The sequence below is a fragment of the Agromyces sp. NPDC057679 genome, assembly GCF_042799635.1.
Lineage (GTDB): Bacteria > Actinomycetota > Actinomycetes > Actinomycetales > Microbacteriaceae > Agromyces.
Genome location: NZ_JBHVIK010000004.1, coordinates 211,711 through 226,899, shown reverse-complemented (window position 1 = coordinate 226,899; position 15,189 = coordinate 211,711). Strand labels below are relative to the sequence as shown.

General features: G+C 66.4%; 25 protein-coding genes. 17 read left to right on the top strand and 8 right to left on the bottom strand.

Going from position 1 to position 15,189, the window contains the following annotated elements:
* Positions 1-42: 42 nt before the first annotated feature.
* The 6 genes from ACFVAJ_RS17740 to ACFVAJ_RS17715 form a co-directional block, all read right to left on the bottom strand.
* A complete protein-coding gene (locus tag ACFVAJ_RS17740; protein ID WP_376946418.1) occupies positions 43-1,110 on the bottom strand; it encodes a hypothetical protein in 1,068 nt (355 codons plus the stop codon).
* Positions 1,107-1,388: a hypothetical protein gene (locus ACFVAJ_RS17735; RefSeq protein WP_376946416.1), complete on the bottom strand. Its 282-nt coding sequence runs from the start codon at positions 1,386-1,388 to the stop codon at positions 1,107-1,109. Before ACFVAJ_RS17735 ends, ACFVAJ_RS17740 begins: the two co-directional genes overlap by 4 nt.
* Before the next feature lie 45 nt (positions 1,389-1,433).
* Complete coding sequence (locus ACFVAJ_RS17730; RefSeq protein WP_376946414.1) at positions 1,434-1,949, bottom strand: DUF6998 domain-containing protein; 516 nt, start codon at positions 1,947-1,949, stop codon at positions 1,434-1,436.
* A gap of 41 nt (positions 1,950-1,990) precedes the next feature.
* Complete coding sequence (locus ACFVAJ_RS17725) at positions 1,991-2,275, bottom strand: WhiB family transcriptional regulator (RefSeq protein WP_376947061.1); 285 nt, start codon at positions 2,273-2,275, stop codon at positions 1,991-1,993.
* Between the two features lie 126 nt (positions 2,276-2,401).
* On the bottom strand, positions 2,402-2,680 hold the full coding sequence (locus tag ACFVAJ_RS17720) for a hypothetical protein (protein WP_376946412.1): 279 nt from the start codon (positions 2,678-2,680) through the stop codon (positions 2,402-2,404).
* A gap of 73 nt (positions 2,681-2,753) precedes the next feature.
* Entirely contained in the window at positions 2,754-3,026 is a 273-nt protein-coding gene (locus tag ACFVAJ_RS17715) for a hypothetical protein (RefSeq protein ID WP_376946410.1), read from the bottom strand.
* Positions 3,027-3,465: 439 nt separating this feature from the next.
* Between ACFVAJ_RS17715 and ACFVAJ_RS17710 the strand changes: the two genes are divergently transcribed.
* The gene (locus ACFVAJ_RS17710; RefSeq protein WP_376946408.1) at positions 3,466-3,672 is read left to right on the top strand and encodes a hypothetical protein; all 207 of its coding nucleotides are present in this window, start codon (positions 3,466-3,468) and stop codon (positions 3,670-3,672) included.
* Here the strand turns inward: ACFVAJ_RS17710 and ACFVAJ_RS17705 are convergent.
* Positions 3,669-4,004 (bottom strand): hypothetical protein, encoded by a 336-nt coding sequence (locus ACFVAJ_RS17705; protein WP_376946406.1) that lies wholly within the window; start codon positions 4,002-4,004, stop codon positions 3,669-3,671. The two genes, ACFVAJ_RS17710 and ACFVAJ_RS17705, sit on opposite strands and share 4 nt — an antisense overlap.
* 103 nt (positions 4,005-4,107) lie before the next feature.
* Here ACFVAJ_RS17705 and ACFVAJ_RS17700 point away from each other — a divergent pair, with 103 nt between their 5' ends.
* The 15 genes from ACFVAJ_RS17700 (at position 4,108) to ACFVAJ_RS17630 (ending at position 13,647) form a co-directional block, all read left to right on the top strand.
* Complete coding sequence (locus tag ACFVAJ_RS17700) at positions 4,108-4,716, top strand: hypothetical protein (protein WP_376946404.1); 609 nt, start codon at positions 4,108-4,110, stop codon at positions 4,714-4,716.
* Entirely contained in the window at positions 4,703-4,885 is a 183-nt protein-coding gene (locus tag ACFVAJ_RS17695; protein ID WP_376946402.1) for a hypothetical protein, read from the top strand. Before ACFVAJ_RS17700 ends, ACFVAJ_RS17695 begins: the two co-directional genes overlap by 14 nt.
* Positions 4,885-5,295, top strand: a complete 411-nt coding sequence (locus tag ACFVAJ_RS17690; RefSeq protein WP_376946400.1) for a hypothetical protein — start codon at positions 4,885-4,887, stop codon at positions 5,293-5,295. The genes ACFVAJ_RS17695 and ACFVAJ_RS17690 overlap by 1 nt, the downstream gene beginning before the upstream one ends.
* A gap of 3 nt (positions 5,296-5,298) precedes the next feature.
* On the top strand, positions 5,299-6,633 hold the full coding sequence (gene ftsZ / locus ACFVAJ_RS17685) for a cell division protein FtsZ (protein WP_376946398.1): 1,335 nt from the start codon (positions 5,299-5,301) through the stop codon (positions 6,631-6,633).
* A gap of 88 nt (positions 6,634-6,721) precedes the next feature.
* The gene (locus ACFVAJ_RS17680) at positions 6,722-7,279 is read left to right on the top strand and encodes a hypothetical protein (RefSeq protein ID WP_376946396.1); all 558 of its coding nucleotides are present in this window, start codon (positions 6,722-6,724) and stop codon (positions 7,277-7,279) included.
* 57 nt (positions 7,280-7,336) lie between these two features.
* Positions 7,337-7,555, top strand: a complete 219-nt coding sequence (locus ACFVAJ_RS17675; RefSeq protein WP_376946394.1) for a hypothetical protein — start codon at positions 7,337-7,339, stop codon at positions 7,553-7,555.
* Positions 7,548-8,117 (top strand): hypothetical protein, encoded by a 570-nt coding sequence (locus ACFVAJ_RS17670; protein WP_376946392.1) that lies wholly within the window; start codon positions 7,548-7,550, stop codon positions 8,115-8,117. The genes ACFVAJ_RS17675 and ACFVAJ_RS17670 overlap by 8 nt, the downstream gene beginning before the upstream one ends.
* Entirely contained in the window at positions 8,117-9,913 is a 1,797-nt protein-coding gene (locus ACFVAJ_RS17665; RefSeq protein WP_376946390.1) for a peptidoglycan D,D-transpeptidase FtsI family protein, read from the top strand. The genes ACFVAJ_RS17670 and ACFVAJ_RS17665 overlap by 1 nt, the downstream gene beginning before the upstream one ends.
* Before the next feature lie 32 nt (positions 9,914-9,945).
* Entirely contained in the window at positions 9,946-10,590 is a 645-nt protein-coding gene (locus ACFVAJ_RS17660) for a hypothetical protein (protein WP_376946388.1), read from the top strand.
* Between the two features lie 5 nt (positions 10,591-10,595).
* Positions 10,596-11,132 (top strand): hypothetical protein, encoded by a 537-nt coding sequence (locus ACFVAJ_RS17655; RefSeq protein ID WP_376946386.1) that lies wholly within the window; start codon positions 10,596-10,598, stop codon positions 11,130-11,132.
* A gap of 46 nt (positions 11,133-11,178) precedes the next feature.
* Positions 11,179-11,811: a hypothetical protein gene (locus tag ACFVAJ_RS17650; protein ID WP_376946384.1), complete on the top strand. Its 633-nt coding sequence runs from the start codon at positions 11,179-11,181 to the stop codon at positions 11,809-11,811.
* 11 nt (positions 11,812-11,822) lie between these two features.
* Positions 11,823-12,011 (top strand): hypothetical protein, encoded by a 189-nt coding sequence (locus tag ACFVAJ_RS17645; RefSeq protein WP_376946382.1) that lies wholly within the window; start codon positions 11,823-11,825, stop codon positions 12,009-12,011.
* A 110-nt stretch (positions 12,012-12,121) separates the two neighbouring features.
* Positions 12,122-12,682, top strand: coding sequence for a hypothetical protein (locus ACFVAJ_RS17640; protein ID WP_376946380.1), 561 nt, complete (start codon positions 12,122-12,124; stop codon positions 12,680-12,682).
* A gap of 46 nt (positions 12,683-12,728) precedes the next feature.
* Positions 12,729-13,238 (top strand): hypothetical protein, encoded by a 510-nt coding sequence (locus ACFVAJ_RS17635; protein WP_376946378.1) that lies wholly within the window; start codon positions 12,729-12,731, stop codon positions 13,236-13,238.
* Between the two features lie 124 nt (positions 13,239-13,362).
* A complete protein-coding gene (locus ACFVAJ_RS17630; RefSeq protein WP_376946376.1) occupies positions 13,363-13,647 on the top strand; it encodes a hypothetical protein in 285 nt (94 codons plus the stop codon).
* Between the two features lie 12 nt (positions 13,648-13,659).
* Here the strand turns inward: ACFVAJ_RS17630 and ACFVAJ_RS17625 are convergent, their stop codons facing one another.
* Complete coding sequence (locus ACFVAJ_RS17625) at positions 13,660-14,166, bottom strand: helix-turn-helix domain-containing protein (RefSeq protein WP_376946374.1); 507 nt, start codon at positions 14,164-14,166, stop codon at positions 13,660-13,662.
* A gap of 83 nt (positions 14,167-14,249) precedes the next feature.
* On the opposite strand from ACFVAJ_RS17625, the gene ACFVAJ_RS17620 reads away from it, so the two are divergent.
* Positions 14,250-15,167, top strand: coding sequence for a hypothetical protein (locus ACFVAJ_RS17620; protein ID WP_376946372.1), 918 nt, complete (start codon positions 14,250-14,252; stop codon positions 15,165-15,167).
* Positions 15,168-15,189: the final 22 nt, after the last annotated feature.

Below are 15,189 nucleotides of genomic sequence, written 5' to 3'. Positions count from 1 at the left end.
CTCAGAAGGTTCCGGGCCCGGCTCGATCTCGCGGCAGGAGGGTCAGCTGGCTGCTGATCGGTTCACGACCGGCTGCCAGCCGTGGACGAGCTCGCCACCGGCCGCAGCGAACCATCCGTGAAGGTCGGCGCCGTCGTACCGTCCCGTTGCGCCAGACCCGGGGGTCAGGTCGACCCACTGGTCGGAGACCTTCTGGAACACGTTCGTGAGGTTGCCGTCCTTCACGCCGACGATGAGCGACTGGTGTGCGTACTGATCGAGGTGAGTTGCGCCGAGTGTGGGTGCGGGCTGGTCGGACGAGTGCACCCGGGTGATCTTCTTCGGGGTGCTGGAGGCGATCGACCAGATCGACCGGTCGGTGTGCGGGACGTCGGCAACGGATCCACCGATCCATCGAGTCCACCCGGTGTGCTCGCGCAGGTAGACGTCGAGGTCGAGATTCCAGCCGCGGTCTGACCAGAGGACGATCACCGAGTGATGCGGGAGGGATTCGAGCTCGAGGAACTCGCGGATTCGCGCTGGCCGGCGAGCCGGTGGGTTCTGCTGCGGTGCCGGGTTGGGCGCGGCGCCCTGTCGAACGGCGTTCAGGTCTCCGGTGCCGCGGTGCGCGGAGGCGACAGCTTCGCGCTCGAGCTCCTGCTCTGTCGAAACATTCGGGTCATCGAACACGATTTCCCCGACTGCTACGGCCTCCTCGAAGTCGAGCTGGCCGGCTTCGATCTCGGCGGCCTGCTCGGCGAGCTCGCGGTCGTCGCCGGGAGCGTCTTCACGCACGGCGATCGGTTCGGTGACAGCCGGTTCGAGTGCTGCACGTACAGGCGCTGCAGCGATCTGTGCCTGGGCGGCGACCGCGGTGAGGTTCAGGTGCCGGTCTTGGAGGTTCAGTGCGTGCTTCTGCAGCGCTTCGGCGGCCGCGGTGAGACCGTGAGCGGCGAAGACGGTGAGGCGGAAGTTCGCGCCGAGCAGCCAGAGTCGAATGCCGGCGGCCGCGGTATGCGCCGGTGTATCTCCGTCGCTGTCCCGGTGATCACGGAACATGGAGAGGATCTCTCCGACGTTGGAGCCGGTTGCCGCTCGGGTGTCGGGTCGGGTGATGGTTGGTGCGCTCAAGCTTCGGCCTTTCGGGTGACAGCGCCGGTGGTTCTCGTGACGTCTGCCGTCCCGGGCTCCGATTCGTCACCGTCGAGGATCGCGCGGATCTGCTCCACGATGTCCTGTCGTTCGCGGGCACGGATCGTCGTAGCGTAGTCGCGCGTGAGGATCTTCCCTCGAGGGTCGAGCTTCACGGTGAGTGCGCGGATCTGCTGCAGCTTCAGCTGCTCAGCGTTGCCTGGGGCGGCGGTTTCGGGTGCCGGCGCCGGGTTACGAGTTGGGTCGGGGTGGTCCACATCTCACCCCATGCGCGGAAATGTGCCAATCCGTGGTTTCGTCGGTCAGGAGACGACGTCGACGGCGTCCATCAGCTTCTCCCACGCCGCCTCAACCTTGGCGGTGACGTCGACGCCGGGCCCGCCGGGGCGGATCTGGCCGAGCCTGACGATGATCGCGTTCGTACGAGTGCGGTGCTTCCCGTGCTCATGCACTTCCGCGGCCGTCCATTCGCGTGCGATCAGCACCCGGCGGGTGTCCGAGTTCACGATGACGAACACGCATGCGTCCATCTCGGTGGCCGTCGAGCGGATCGGTGAGAACACCTGGCCGGGCTTCGTGGCGGAGTCCTTGGCGCGTGCTTTCACCTGGATGCGGCGGCCGTCTTCTGCGACGAGGTCGAACGCTTTCGCGGAGTTCTTCTCGAGGACACCGGAGTATGCGATCGCGGCGGTGAACTCGGCGAGGTCACCGATCGGCGGGTTCTTCGTCCGGACGAATGATCGTCGCGTCAGCTCCGCGATGATGCCGGAGTACAGGGCGAGGAGCTCACGGACGGTGAGGCGGGTGAGGTCGTTCACCTGCTCATCCTGCCCTGACTGGTGCGGTTTCGGGGTTCTGTTCAGGCGGCGATCTGGCCGGTGAACGGGTTCGGCGCCTTCCCGAGACGGACCGCGGTGATCTGCCGCTCCGAGAGCCCACCCCAGATGCCCGACTGCTCCTCGTTGTCGATCGCGTACTGCAGGCACTCGGGGGCGACCTCGCAGCCTGAGCAGATCTTCTTCGCCGCGGCCGTGGAGCCGCCCTTCTCTGGGAAGAACATCTCCGGGTCGGTCTCTGCGCAGCGGGCGTCCGTCTGCCAGGCGAGCGGGGTGTCGTCCTGGTAGGTGCTCGGGAGCCGGCGGATGGTGGAGGGCTTCTTCGGGGCGGCGGATCCGGTGACGATGGCGTAGAGCTCGGCGTCGGTGATCGTGGGTCGCTGGTCAAGGGTGTTCAGCAAGGGAGTGGTGCTTTCTGGTTCGTGCGGGTGGTGTTACGCGGCGCGGCGTTCGCGGACGATCTCGGCGGCGTATCGGATCGCCTCCCAGTCGAGGTCGTTCGCTTCCTTCAGGGGCTTGAGCGCCTCGGCGATGACCTCGATGCGGAAGTCGTGACGGGTCTCCTCGTCGACGAGCTCGGCGGGGATGAGGTCGTCGTCAACGTCGAGCGGGTCGAACATCTTCACTGCGAGGCCGCGGTCGGCGGCGATCGCGGAGATGAGCTGGCTCACCTCGGTGTCGTTGAGGTGGTTGAAGCTGTCGAGGTTCTGCATGCGGGTCTCCTTCTTCTCGAAGATCCCATGCGCGGACAACGCTGCTTGCACCCTCGACAGGGCGCGGCCGAAGTCAGTTGCGAGGCGCGTCGATCTTGCCGAGGGCAGCCTGGTCTTCGTCGGAGTTCCGGAGGACGGTCTCCAGGTGCTCTCGGCCGAGCGTGTAGAGGACGGACACGTACGAGCGGTACTCGATTGTCGCGAAGGTGTTGAGGATCCAGTTGGCGGCCGCGGCTGCGAATCGGTCGCGGAGTCTCGCCTTGTACGGGCGGGTGCTGCCTGGTGATGCCGCCTGCTCGGCAGCGGGGATGCTTGAGGTGTTCGGGTGAGGCATGACGTTCGCCATCGGTGTTTCCTTTCGTGGAGCCTCGAAGCTGATTGCCTTTCGAGGGCACGTGGCTCACCATGCGCGGACAGGGTTCGTTCGACGGCTCCGGTTACCGAGTTACCTCCCGGTTACCACTCCTGGGTAACGTGTTTTTCCCTGATCAGACCGTCGAAATCTGGGAGGGTGTCCAAGTTACCGGTTACCCCCACATGCATAGAGATAAATAGACGCAATTGCATGATGTTCAGGGCGGGGACATTGATCGATTTCTTCCCTATGTATCTATCTATCTAGGTAACTTGGTAACCAATCAATAAATACCCTCTGAAGGCCTTGCAATCACTGGGATCGAGCGGTTACCGAGAACTGGTAACCGGCGGTAACTTCGGTAACCGAAGATCGCAGGTGCCCGGCGTGAACCGCGGCGAAACCATACCGGTTTCGGTATCGTCTGGGCATGCTCCGCTTCTACGCCGCCGCAGTCGCAGTGATGTTCGCGCTCTTCGCCGTCGCAGCCATGCTCGAGCTCGCCGGCACCCCGGAACCGCGACTCATGATCGCCGTCGCCGCGCTCGGCTTCTGCGTCGCCGCGGCACGGATCGCTGAACAGCGACTCGAACACGCAGACGCACTCTCCCAGGCGCGAACCCGAGCTGCCGACTAGGCCGCCGAGCTCGTAACCTCCGGCAGCACATGCCGGCCTCGAACCGCTGGCCGCGCCGCGCTCCTCGACCCCTTCGTGAGGCTCGACGAGCTGAGCGACATCTGCCCAGCCGCAGCTACCACCTCAGCGGCGGCCGCTGACATTCCGTGCTGCTCGTACCAGTCCGCGATGTAGAGCATCGCCACGCCCAGCTGCTGCTGGGTTTCAGCGAGTGCCGGCAGCATCCATGACACCTCCGCGGCATCTGGGATGCTGCGCACCTGCCGGTTCAACGCCCGGGTCGACTCCAGAAGATCCGCGAGAACCTGGGCGGGTGTCTTCTGGTCGTGCACAGAGAACCATGATCCTCTCCGCGTGTTGGGAGAAACCTGCGAGGAGGCACCGTTCCGCGCATGTCGCGTGCGCACACCCGCAACAGACATCAAGGAGCGCCCATTGATCAAGCCCGGCAGCCAGGTCGCCGCGTTCCGGCTTCCTCTCTCCCTCACCGCGTTCGGCTCGATCGCCGACGTCATCGAGCACCTGTACGGCGCCGGGGAGACCATGCTGCGGATGGAAGGCGACAACGTCGCCATCTTCGCTCCCGCCGACGGGTTCGGTGAACGCAACCCCGAACTGACCCTCCCCGAGTTCGACCCGGAGGACGGTCAGATCGTCCGAGCCGGCACCACCGGCGACAAGTTCGACCTCGTCCTCGAGTTCCCGCACGACCAGTTCGCGCCGGTCGCCGAGTCGATGCTCCAGTGGTTCACCGTCCACGGCGGCGTGAACTACATCGAGCAGGAGGTTCGCTCCCCGGAGCAGGACTCCGAGTTCGTGTTCACCCTGCAGAAGAAGTCCGGCCTCACCCCGCACGCAGCGCGACAGCAGGCCGAAGCGAAGGTCGCCGAACTCGAACGACAGCTCGCCGCCGCGAACCTCAGGATCGACGAGCTCGTCTCCGGCACTGCTCCGGCAGCTGCGCTGACCTCGGAAACGAGGTCGTCCGCGCATGGGGTGAAACGAACCCGCACCACCGAGGAGACCACCGATGACGATCGCTGAAGACCGCACCCGCCGGCACGCGACCAGAACATCACCGGCAGGCGATGACCGACCCATCGGCGACACCGCCTTCGAGCGGTGGCGCCAGCAGACCCTCGGCGAGTACACCCCCGCTCAGCGAGTCCGGCTGAAGCCCATCGTCGACGCGGTGTTCGGCGCCGACGACTGATGCCGAAGCTCACCGCATTCCAGGTGCGGGTGCTCGAGAAGCTCCTCGAGCGCACCGACCATCCCACCGAAACCGGCGTCGGACACACCGGACGCTCCCTCGCGGCAGCTCTCTGGCCCGACTCCCCAGCCTGGCACCGCCGCACCCGCGGACGGAACGGCAGGAACGGCGCCCTCGGCGGCACCATGCCGATGCGCGGCGCAACAGCCGGGTGGGCGCTCCACAGCATCGGCCTCGCCGATGTCACCGAGAACGAGCACCACCAGCCCAGGTTCACGATCAACACCTCCGGGCGAGACGCCCTCCAACAGATCACCGCTGGCAAGCCGGTCACGCCTGCCGACCCCGCAACGACCGAACCGACCCAGGGGTGCGGCGAGGCAACCAACACCAGTCGAACGAAAGGCTGAATCATGACCCACGATCTGCACCACAACGCCGTCATCAAGGTGGTCGGCGTCGGAGGCGGCGGCGTCAACGCCGTCGACCGAATGATCGAGCTCGGCCTGAAGGGCGTCGAGTTCATCGCGATCAACACCGACGCGCAGGCGCTCCTCAAGTCCCAGGCAGACGTCAAGCTCGACGTCGGACGCGACCTCACCCGCGGCCTCGGCGCCGGCGCCGACCCCGAGGTCGGCCGCCGAGCAGCGGAAGACCACGCCGAGGAGATCGAGGCGATGCTCCAAGGCGCCGACATGATCTTCGTCACCGCCGGCGAAGGCGGCGGCACCGGCACCGGCGGCGCCCCTGTCGTCGCCCGGATCGCGAAGTCGATCGGCGCGCTCACTATCGGTGTCGTCACGAAGCCGTTCGGCTTCGAAGGCACCCGCCGCATGCGTCAGGCGATCGCCGGCGTCGACCGCCTGAAGGAGGAGGTCGACACCCTCATCGTCGTCCCGAACGACCGACTGCTGTCGATCAGCGACCGCGGCATCTCGATCCTCGAGGCGTTCGCGACCGCCGACCAGGTGCTCCTCGCCGGTGTGCAGGGCATCACGAGCCTGATCACCACACCCGGCGTCATCAACCTCGACTTCGCCGACGTCCGCTCGGTCATGCAGGGCGCCGGCACCGCACTGATGGGCATCGGCACCGCGAAGGGCGCCGACCGCGCGATCAAGGCTGCCGAGTTCGCGGTGCAGAGCCCGCTGCTGGAGTCCTCCATCGACGGCGCTCAGGGCGTGCTCCTGTCCATCCAGGGTTCCAGCTCGCTCGGCATCTTCGAGGTGAACGACGCCGCGAGGCTCGTCCAGGAGGCGGTGCACCCGGAGGCGAACATCATCTTCGGCACCGTCATCGACGACTCGCTCGGTGACGACGTCCGCGTCACCGTGATCGCTGCAGGGTTCGACGGCGGCGAGCCGGCCGCACGTCAGACCCACGAGACGAGCCGTCACGACGCCGCGATCGCTGCAGCGCAGGCGCAGCACGCCGCGAGCACCGTCACCGCGCAGCTCGCGCCGCAGCAGGCGCCGGTCGCACCGGCGGCTCCCGCCCCTCAGCCGGTGCAGCACCGCGTCGCAGAGCGTCCCGTCGCCCCGGTGCAGACGCGCCCGCTGATGCCGTCCATGGAGGAGCGGATCCGCGCGTCGGCGCCGGCAACTCAGCCGTTCACCTCGCCGATCCAGCAGCACCGTCAGCCGGCGCCCGCCCAGCAGAGCGCGGCCGACCTGTTCGCGTCTGACGGTGACGACTGGGATGTCGACATCCCCGATTTCCTGAAGACGGCAGTGCCCGCCGGTCACTGACCCGGCTCGCTCCCTGCGGCGGTGGGTGGAGATCTTCTCCGCCCACCGCCGTTCTCGTTCCCCGCCAGCCCGCACACGAAAGCGCACCGTGAACCTCATCCCCCGATTCCTGAAGAAGCGCAACGGCCAGCTGAACGGCTCCGTCGCGAAACCGAAGACGCCCGCCGAGGTCATCCTCGCCGCGATCGCACCGGAGACCGTGGCGGAACTCGTCTCGGCCGCCGAAGCTCGAAGCCGGCAACTTCGCGAGACGTTCTCCGAGGTCGCGGCAACCCTGCCGCAGGTGCTCGAGTACAAGTCCCTCGCCGCCGGCCGGAAGAAGATCGTCGCCCAGACCATCGAGAACCTCGTCTCGGCCGCCGACGGCGGCGAGGCAGCGGTGATCGGCGGCATCCGGAGCTACCGGATTTCGACGACGTTCGACGACGTCGGGCTCGAGCAGGACACCTCGCCGCTCTGGGACTTCGGCACGTTCGAAGACCGGGCCGCCATCGAGCGACTCCGGAACCTGCGAGCTGTTGCGGTGTACGAGGCGGGTGCGTTGCGCGCGCAGTTGCACCCGGAAGGCGCAGCCGTGCCGAAGGGCGCCGCCGCGATCGGATTCGCGGCCGCCGACCGGTTGGTCGCGGCAGCCGCAAAGCACTGACCGCTGTCTCCGCGCATGTGATCCGGGAACACCCCGCACCACTTGAAGGAGCCCTGCATGGCCACGACCGTGTACAACAACGAGGCCGACGACATCACCGTCCGCCCTGAGAAGCTTCACGGCCGCAACGGCGCCGTGAACATCGCGAACTCCGACGAAGATCTCGACATCACGTTCGAGGACACCGAGACGCTTGGGAAGTGGGTGGACGAGATCGTCACCCAGGCCCGTGAGGCAGGCTTCCCCGTCGAGCTCACCGTCGCCGCTCATGCCTGACCTCGTCACCGAACTCACCGCCGAGCAGGCCAGACGCCACGGCGTCGAGGAGCTGTTCCAGGCGTGGCGCACCGAGGTGGAGAAGACCACCGGACGTCCCTTCTGGAAGGTGCGGAACGAGCAGGCAGGATTCGACGCCGGGTTCGCTGCCGGCCTCGCCGCCCAGAACGTGGCCGCCCGCATGCCGGGACGAGAGCCATGCCCGAAGAACCTCACCTGGTCGGCGTTCGGCGCCACCTACCCGGACACCTACTGTGTCGACGGTCTCCTCTACGACGCCGACTCGAACCTCGGCGGAGAGATCTCCTGCCCGTTCTGCGACCCGGTCGGCTTCACCGACTACCAGTTCGGCGGCGGGTACGTCATCCCGCTCTGCTCGCACGGGGAGCACCGCATCCCGAACGGCACCCCGATCCACTACCACGACGGCGACAACCTGTGGTGGACAGCTGACTGCCTCGAGCACGGCGAACAGCGGATCCTCTGGCGTGACCTGTCGAACCTTCCCGACTTCGACGATGACGCGTTCATCGACTGGTCACCGCGGCCGGCGGGGAACTGATGCCGGCGATCCGCGCGAACCGTCGCCGCGCGAAAGTGCTCGCGTTCGGGCTCGTCCTCGTGTCGTTCGTGTTCACGTACCGACTCGTCGACTTCCAGATGGTTCGCGCGTCCGCGCTTTCCGCGCAGGCTGACGACCGCCGATCGGTGGAACGCACCCTGTACGGCGACCGAGGCGAGATCGTCGACAGGAACGGTGTCGTCCTCGCCGACTCCGTCATGCGGTACGACCTGGCCCTGTCCCCGAAGACCGTCGCGCCGGTGTACCGCGACCAGCCCGACCCGGCAGACCCCGAGTCCACCACCTCCGTTGAGATCCCGGTACAGCAGGTGCTCACCGAGCTCGGCGCCGCGATCGGCACCTCCGCAGACCGTCTCCAGCAGATCATCGACGCAGCCCTCGCGGACGACCCCGACTCCGACTTCGCATACATCGCGAAGAACGTCGACCAAGGCACCGTCGACAAGGTGCGCCAGCTCGGCATCCCGTGGGTGCAGCCGTGGGAGCACCCGGGCCGTCGATACCCGAACGGTGCAGTCGCCGGGAACCTGATCGGGTTCATGGGCGACGAAGGCGCGCTGGCCGGCCTCGAGCTCGACTACGACCGCTGCCTCACCCCGAAGGACGGCTCCGTCCAGTTCCAGCACTCCGCGAAGGACTGGGTGGAGATCCCGAACACCCGCCGTGTCGTGAAGGATCCGGTGGACGGCGGCACCTTGAAGCTCACGATCGACGCCGACCTGCAATGGTTCGCGCAGTCCGTCGCGGAAGACCAGGTCGAAGCTGTGAACGCTGACTGGGCGACCGTCACCGTGATGGAAGCGAAGACCGGGAAGCTGCTCGCCGTCGCCGACGTCCCCACCGTCGACCCGAACAACCCCACCGGCGTGGACTCGGAGAACCGCGGCACCCGGGCGTTCACCGCCCCGTACGAGCCCGGCTCCACCCTGAAAGCGCTGACCGCGGCGTCCCTCGTCGACGCGGGCGTCGCCTCACAGTCCACCCAGATCGTCGCCCCGTACCGGTACAACGCCCCGAACGGCGCCGACGTCAACGACTCCTCCTTCCACGAAGACCTGTACCTGACGCTCACCGGCGTGCTGATCGAATCGTCGAACACCGGTCTGTCGAAGCTCGGTGAGCTGATGACCGATCAGGCCCGGTACAACGACTTCGTCGAGTTCGGTCTCGGGAACGCCACAGAGGTGCAGTTCCCAGGCGAAGCCGACGGCGACCTGCACGGCGACCCGGCCGACTGGGACAACCAGACGAAGTACACGACGATGTTCGGGCAGGGCCTCACCACCACCGCGATCCAGGTCGCATCCGTCTACCAGACGATCGCGAACGGCGGCGTCCGCATGCCGGTCACCCTCGTCGAAGGCTGCGAGAAGCCGAACGGGAAGGTCACCGGGGAACCGACCGGTCAGTCACGCCAGGTGGTGTCCGCGGAAGCGGCGAAGCAGACCTCGCAGATGCTCGAACGGGTGTACCAGGAGGCTTGGCTGAAGAACCAGTGGTCGATCCCCGGGTACCGTGTCGCGACGAAGACCGGAACCGCGCAGTTCCCGGACGGTGAGGGCGGATACCTGAAGGAGTACCTCGTGTCCGTGTCCGGGTTCGCGCCGGCCGAAGACCCGGAGTACGTGGTGTCCGTGTCAGTGTTCAACGCACGCGAGAACAACACCTCCGGCGCTGCAGCACCGATCTTCCAGCAGGTGATGGCGCAGGCTTTGAAGTCTGGCCGGTCGATGCCGTCCGGTGAGCCCGCGCCGGAGATCCCGGCCCGGTGGTGACCCGACTGCCCGCGGCCGCGCATGAATGAGGCATGAGCCTCACCGCCGTCACCTCGCCGTCATTCACCGAGCACGAGCAGTCACGATTCGACATCCTCGCCGACGAGCTGTTCGAGCTCAGGATCGGGTTCGCGTACGAAGCGCACGCACTTCAGGAAGCGATCGCCCTGGAAGGACTTCCGGATCACCGCCTCGCGATCGCCGAACGGACGATCCCAGAGCTCATCAATCTCGCACACGGGCGCGCCTACGGGGTGGCTGCCCCACTGGAACCGTTTCTGCTCGAAATCGCCGAGAAGAACTGCGACGCGGAAGACCTCGCAGCAACGGATGACTACGAGAGCCACCCCCTACTGCGGGCGCTCATCCGTGTCGTGGCGCTGAACCTGACCCTCGCGCAGTACTTCTCCGAAGTCGCAGAAATCCACCTCCTCGACCTCCCCCGGCACTTCCCCGTCGTGAACCCCATCAACGACCACATCACCCGTCTCCGGCGAATGAGCAGCGGCGATCCTGCAGGGCAGAACCGCGAGAACTCGACCCCAAACCGGAAGCAGGTGAGCACACGACCCACTGGGCACGACGCGCTCGAGTGGGCGGGCGCACCGACCACCCTCACCGACAAGCAGCTTCTCGAGTACCTCCACGATCGCCGGCTGTCGATTCCGCGCATGTGATCTCCATGACCTTTGACACACGACCTGTCGACCAGACCCTTGTCGGTCAGGTGATCATCGTCACGCTTTCCGGTGAGCCGCTCGTCCCGGTCATGGTGACCGAGGTCACCTCCTGGTACCAGCAGACCGCAGGCGCTGACCGTCTTCAAGACGGCCCAGTGGCGACGCGGCTCCGCGCGAGAACATCCGACGGTCACATCCACACTTTCGAGCTCGGGCCGAACGATACAGCTGTCATTGCAGGCGATGAGGCAGCGGAGCATTTCAAAGCCGAGCTTGCCCGCAACCGTGACCGGCAGCGGCCTACCGTCTTCAGCTCCGTCCTTCCCCTGGGCGTTATCGGCCTTGCAGCAATGCTGTTCTTCTTCTTCGGCCTGGGGCCCCACGGAGTCAGCTTCAGCGCACTGTACATCGCGATCTTCCTGTCAACGCTGGTGGTCGGTGGTGCACATTTCTTCATCCTGCGGCTTGGGTTCCGGTCGCGCTGGTCATGGGTGGAGGACTCCTTCGTGCACACACAGCCTGTTCCGAAATCGCCCTGAGATCACCGGATCGCAGATCGGGCGTCTCACCGCGCATGATGGTGCCATGACGAAGACCGCGACCAAGGCCGATCAGCTCTGGAAGAGCTACACCCCCGAGCAGCAGGCAATGTTCAACTCCGCCGCCGATGAGCTCTACCAGCTCCGGACTGGGTTCGCGTACGAGACGCAGATCCTCGACGAGGTTCTCGAGTTCAAGTCGTTCCCGGCGAAGCGCCGGCAGATCGTCGAGGCGACCATCTCCAGGTTCAAGGCGATCGCGAACGGCAACGAAGCCGTGGTGGCCGGTGCGGTGGACAACATCTCGTTCCGGCAGGCGGAGAAGGCTTCCGGGGCGGACCAGCTCGATGATGCCGCATGGGAGCAAGAAGACCTCGCCCTCCGGACGTTGCTGCTCTCCCGCGCCCAGGCTCGCACGCTCGCATGGTACTTCGCTCGCGTCGGGGAAGCCCACACTCTCGGGGCTTCGCTCCCGAAGAAGGCCGCTGCCTTGCTCACCGCGCAGGCGGAACGTCTCCGGCGGATGGCCGCCGGCGACGCGAACAAGGTGAATGCCGAGGTTGCCGCCGCCGAGCGTGAGTCGGCGTCGCCGCGTCTCACCGAGCAGAACGCGCTCCGCCTCGTCGGCGCACCGGCGCTCCTCACGAACTGGCAGCTGCTCGAGCAGCTCACCGCCTGAAGGGACACGGCATGACGGAGAACACGACGTCCCCCGAGGTGAAGGTCGGGCAGAGGTGGACGAACAACGACCTCACCGACCCGTGCACCTACATCGACGTGCTCGAGGTGGAGGAGAACCGGGTCCGCATCGCGCGGTTCCGCCGCACCTGGGTGCGGAAGGACCGGTTCGTGAAGAAGTACACGTACCTGCACGGCTGATCACCGGCAGGCACTCGGTTCGACCCGCCTTCTTCCGCATCGCTGACCGCGGGATGGCCGCGCACCGGCCGAACTCGCCACTGACCGTCGATGCCGCGCATGTGTTCGTCGTGACCAACACCGCCACAACCAGCACCCGTCCCGCCGAGCTCCTCGAGTTCGGCGACTACTTCACCGTCGAGCACAACCGGGTGACGACGACGTACAAGGTGCACGAGGTCACGGTCACCACCCCGGCGGTCGACGGCGACGAAGCCACCCTGGTGAACGTCTCCGCCCTCAACGTCGAGTACGAACTCGAGGAGATGTTCTTCGCCGGCGGTGAGGAGATCCAGCTCGCAGACGACCGAGCCGTCGAACGTTTCGACACCGACAGCGAGGAGTTGCACCGGCAGCACACGTCCGAGCTCATTGAGAAGCTCACCTCGGTGATGCACACCGTCGGTGTCCTGTCGATCACGTTCGCGCTCATGATGCTCGTCGTGTTCAAGGGGTACCCGCAAGCGCAGGGTCTTGGGTTCTTCATCGCTGCCGGCGCCATGACCGTCACGCCGCTCGTGATCCTCTCCATCGCCGGCATCTCGCACCTGTTCGGAAAGGTCCTGAAGTCGAAAGGCAACCTCCGCGCTGGTGCGGAGGGAACGACCGACGAAGACCGAACCGACGGCTGACCCGGGTCCCCGCGCATGAGGGTGCCGACCTGATTGGGAGGGCACCGTGACCGACGTGACGACCGTGAAGCCGTCGTACCAGCTGGCCGGCGAGATCATCTTCGCGAAGACGTACCGCAGCCCCAGCGAACCGGTGCGGGTGCACAGCGCAACCGCTCGATGGGCGGACCCGACGTTCGACGTGGTTTCGTACACCTTCGACGGTGTCGAGGTCCGCTTCGAAGCGAACGCGCTCGACGACCTCGAGGTCGCGGACCCCGTCACCAAGGAGCGGTTCTTCCAGCAGGCGAACCGGAAGATCCGCGAGGACCGTCAGGCTGACTCCCCGCCGCCGGTCGGGTTCGGCGTCGCGGTCGGATGCATCTGGAACTTCGGCCCGCTGACGATGCTCGCCACCGGGAACTTCGGGCTCGCGCTGATCGTCGCCGCCGTCACCGCAACCGCCGGCTGGTGGATCGCGGAGAAGCTCTACGACCGTCTGGCCGCCGATCGCCGAGACCAGCAGCAGTTCTGGGCGCTCCGGGCCCGCGAGGACGCGAACGCGATCCTCATCTGACCGCCGACCGACTGGAGAGACCATGACTGGAATGCTCGGACGCGATTCGCGTCGAAACTTTGAAGGCGGGTGCGGCGGCGGTTGCTGCAACACCCGCGCCGATCACCGCACCGCGAAGAAGGCGGTGAAGCAGGCAGAGGCTCGCGAGTTCGAGCAGCACGTGTTCGATGAGACGTGGCTGAGCTCGTTCGACCGCGGCTTCGAAGACGGGTCGGAGTACCGCCCGTACCGCGGGAAGCCAGGTGATCAGGACTACGCGAACGGGTACGAGATCGCGCGCCTCAACGACGACTACGACGCCGGCCGGCACAGCACGGAACGCTACGCGCCGCCGGCGCCGTACTCGACCGAGACCGGTGACCCGTCGGTGTTCGACACCGATCCTCGGGTAGCCATCGACGCGCTCTGAACGCGGCCGAGGTCAGCTCGAGCTGATCACAGTCACCCGCACAGACGGGTGCCGGTGCTTCGAGAGCAAGTCGATGAACTCCTGGGACGCACCGCGGACGATGACCGTACGGGCGCCCTTCCTCCCGAGTTCGGTGAGGAGGCCTGTGACGAAGCCTGCGGTGACGGTCAGTGTGGTGCGGGCGCTGATCGCGACTTCGACGTCGTCGAGTCGGTCTGCGGTGTGCTTCCGAACCAGTCGCTCCGCGACCTCCTTCGTCGCGGCGAGACGCGGCACCGGGATGACGTTCGGAGTGCTCGTCACGACGTCGTAGCTGAGCAGGACGCCGAGGGTGTTCGCGAGCTGGCGGAGCTCCGACATCGTCAGGTCGACGTTCCCGGCCATGACGTCCTGCACCTCGGTGAGGCTGAGGCCGAGGTCCTCTGCGACCTGCTCGTCAGTGACGCCCGTGTGCTGCTGGCTCTCACGGAACGCTTCGAAGAGCCGCGTGTTCGCGGCCGAGATGGTGTCGGTCTGCATGGTCTGCCTTCCGTTGTCGGGTGGTCGATCTGTTCATGCGCGGCGGCCCGCGCATGTTCGGGCCAACAGAAACGAGGCACGCAATGACCCGCACCATCACCAACGACGTCCCCGAGGTACTGCTCGAGGTCGCCCGCGAGGCGATCGGGCTCGGCTTCTCCGAGGTCAACCTCGGCTTCATGTATCTCGGCAGCGACTTCCCGAGCCCGATTGAGTGGGCTCTGATGCTCCTGAAGCGGACGAACCGCCATGACGCCGGGCCCGACGCACCCCGGGTGCATGTGCGGCTCTCCGCCCAGCGCGAAGACAGCGTCCCGACCGCATACGTCGGGCCCTACGACGCCCTCGACCCCTACTGGAGTGTCGATCAGGTGCGAGCGTGGATGCAGGAGAGCGTCGAAGCGGACGGCGAGTACATCCCAGCGTGGACTCCGGTGACAGACGAGACCGTGCAGAAGCAGCTCCTCACCGACTGGGGTGCGTTCCGTGAGGGGGTGCTCAGCGGATGGACCATGAAGCACGAGGCCCGATGGAACGACCTCCGGAACTGGCAGAATCTCGAGAACCGTGTCTCCGAGCGGGATGGGCGCGATGCCCGACAGCTGGGCCCGGTGCCCGGCACCAGCCTGCATTGGGACTCCTCGAACTCGTTCTACAACGAGAAGAAGCACCCCGCCTACCGAGGCAAGAAGGACGACGGGGCTCCGGTGTCAGTCGGCGGCCACAGTACGCGAGCGATCGGATTCGACAACGGGTCCGAGCGCCGCATGTACCGACAGCTCAACGGCCACCCGTACATGGCAGAGATCTCCGCTGAGGAGATGGCCGAGACGCTCCAGGCGACCGCCCCGTGGTTCGTCCGCGTTGCCGGCTACGACGAGGACCGCGAGAAGTGGGCACACTTCCCTGAGGCGAAGGCGTGGAAGAAGAACGAAGAAGGCATGGCCGCGGCCGTCGCCGACACTGAGCGTGCACTCGCCATCTGCGCTGTCCTCCGCTGAAGCCGGGGAGTCTCGGCTTGCC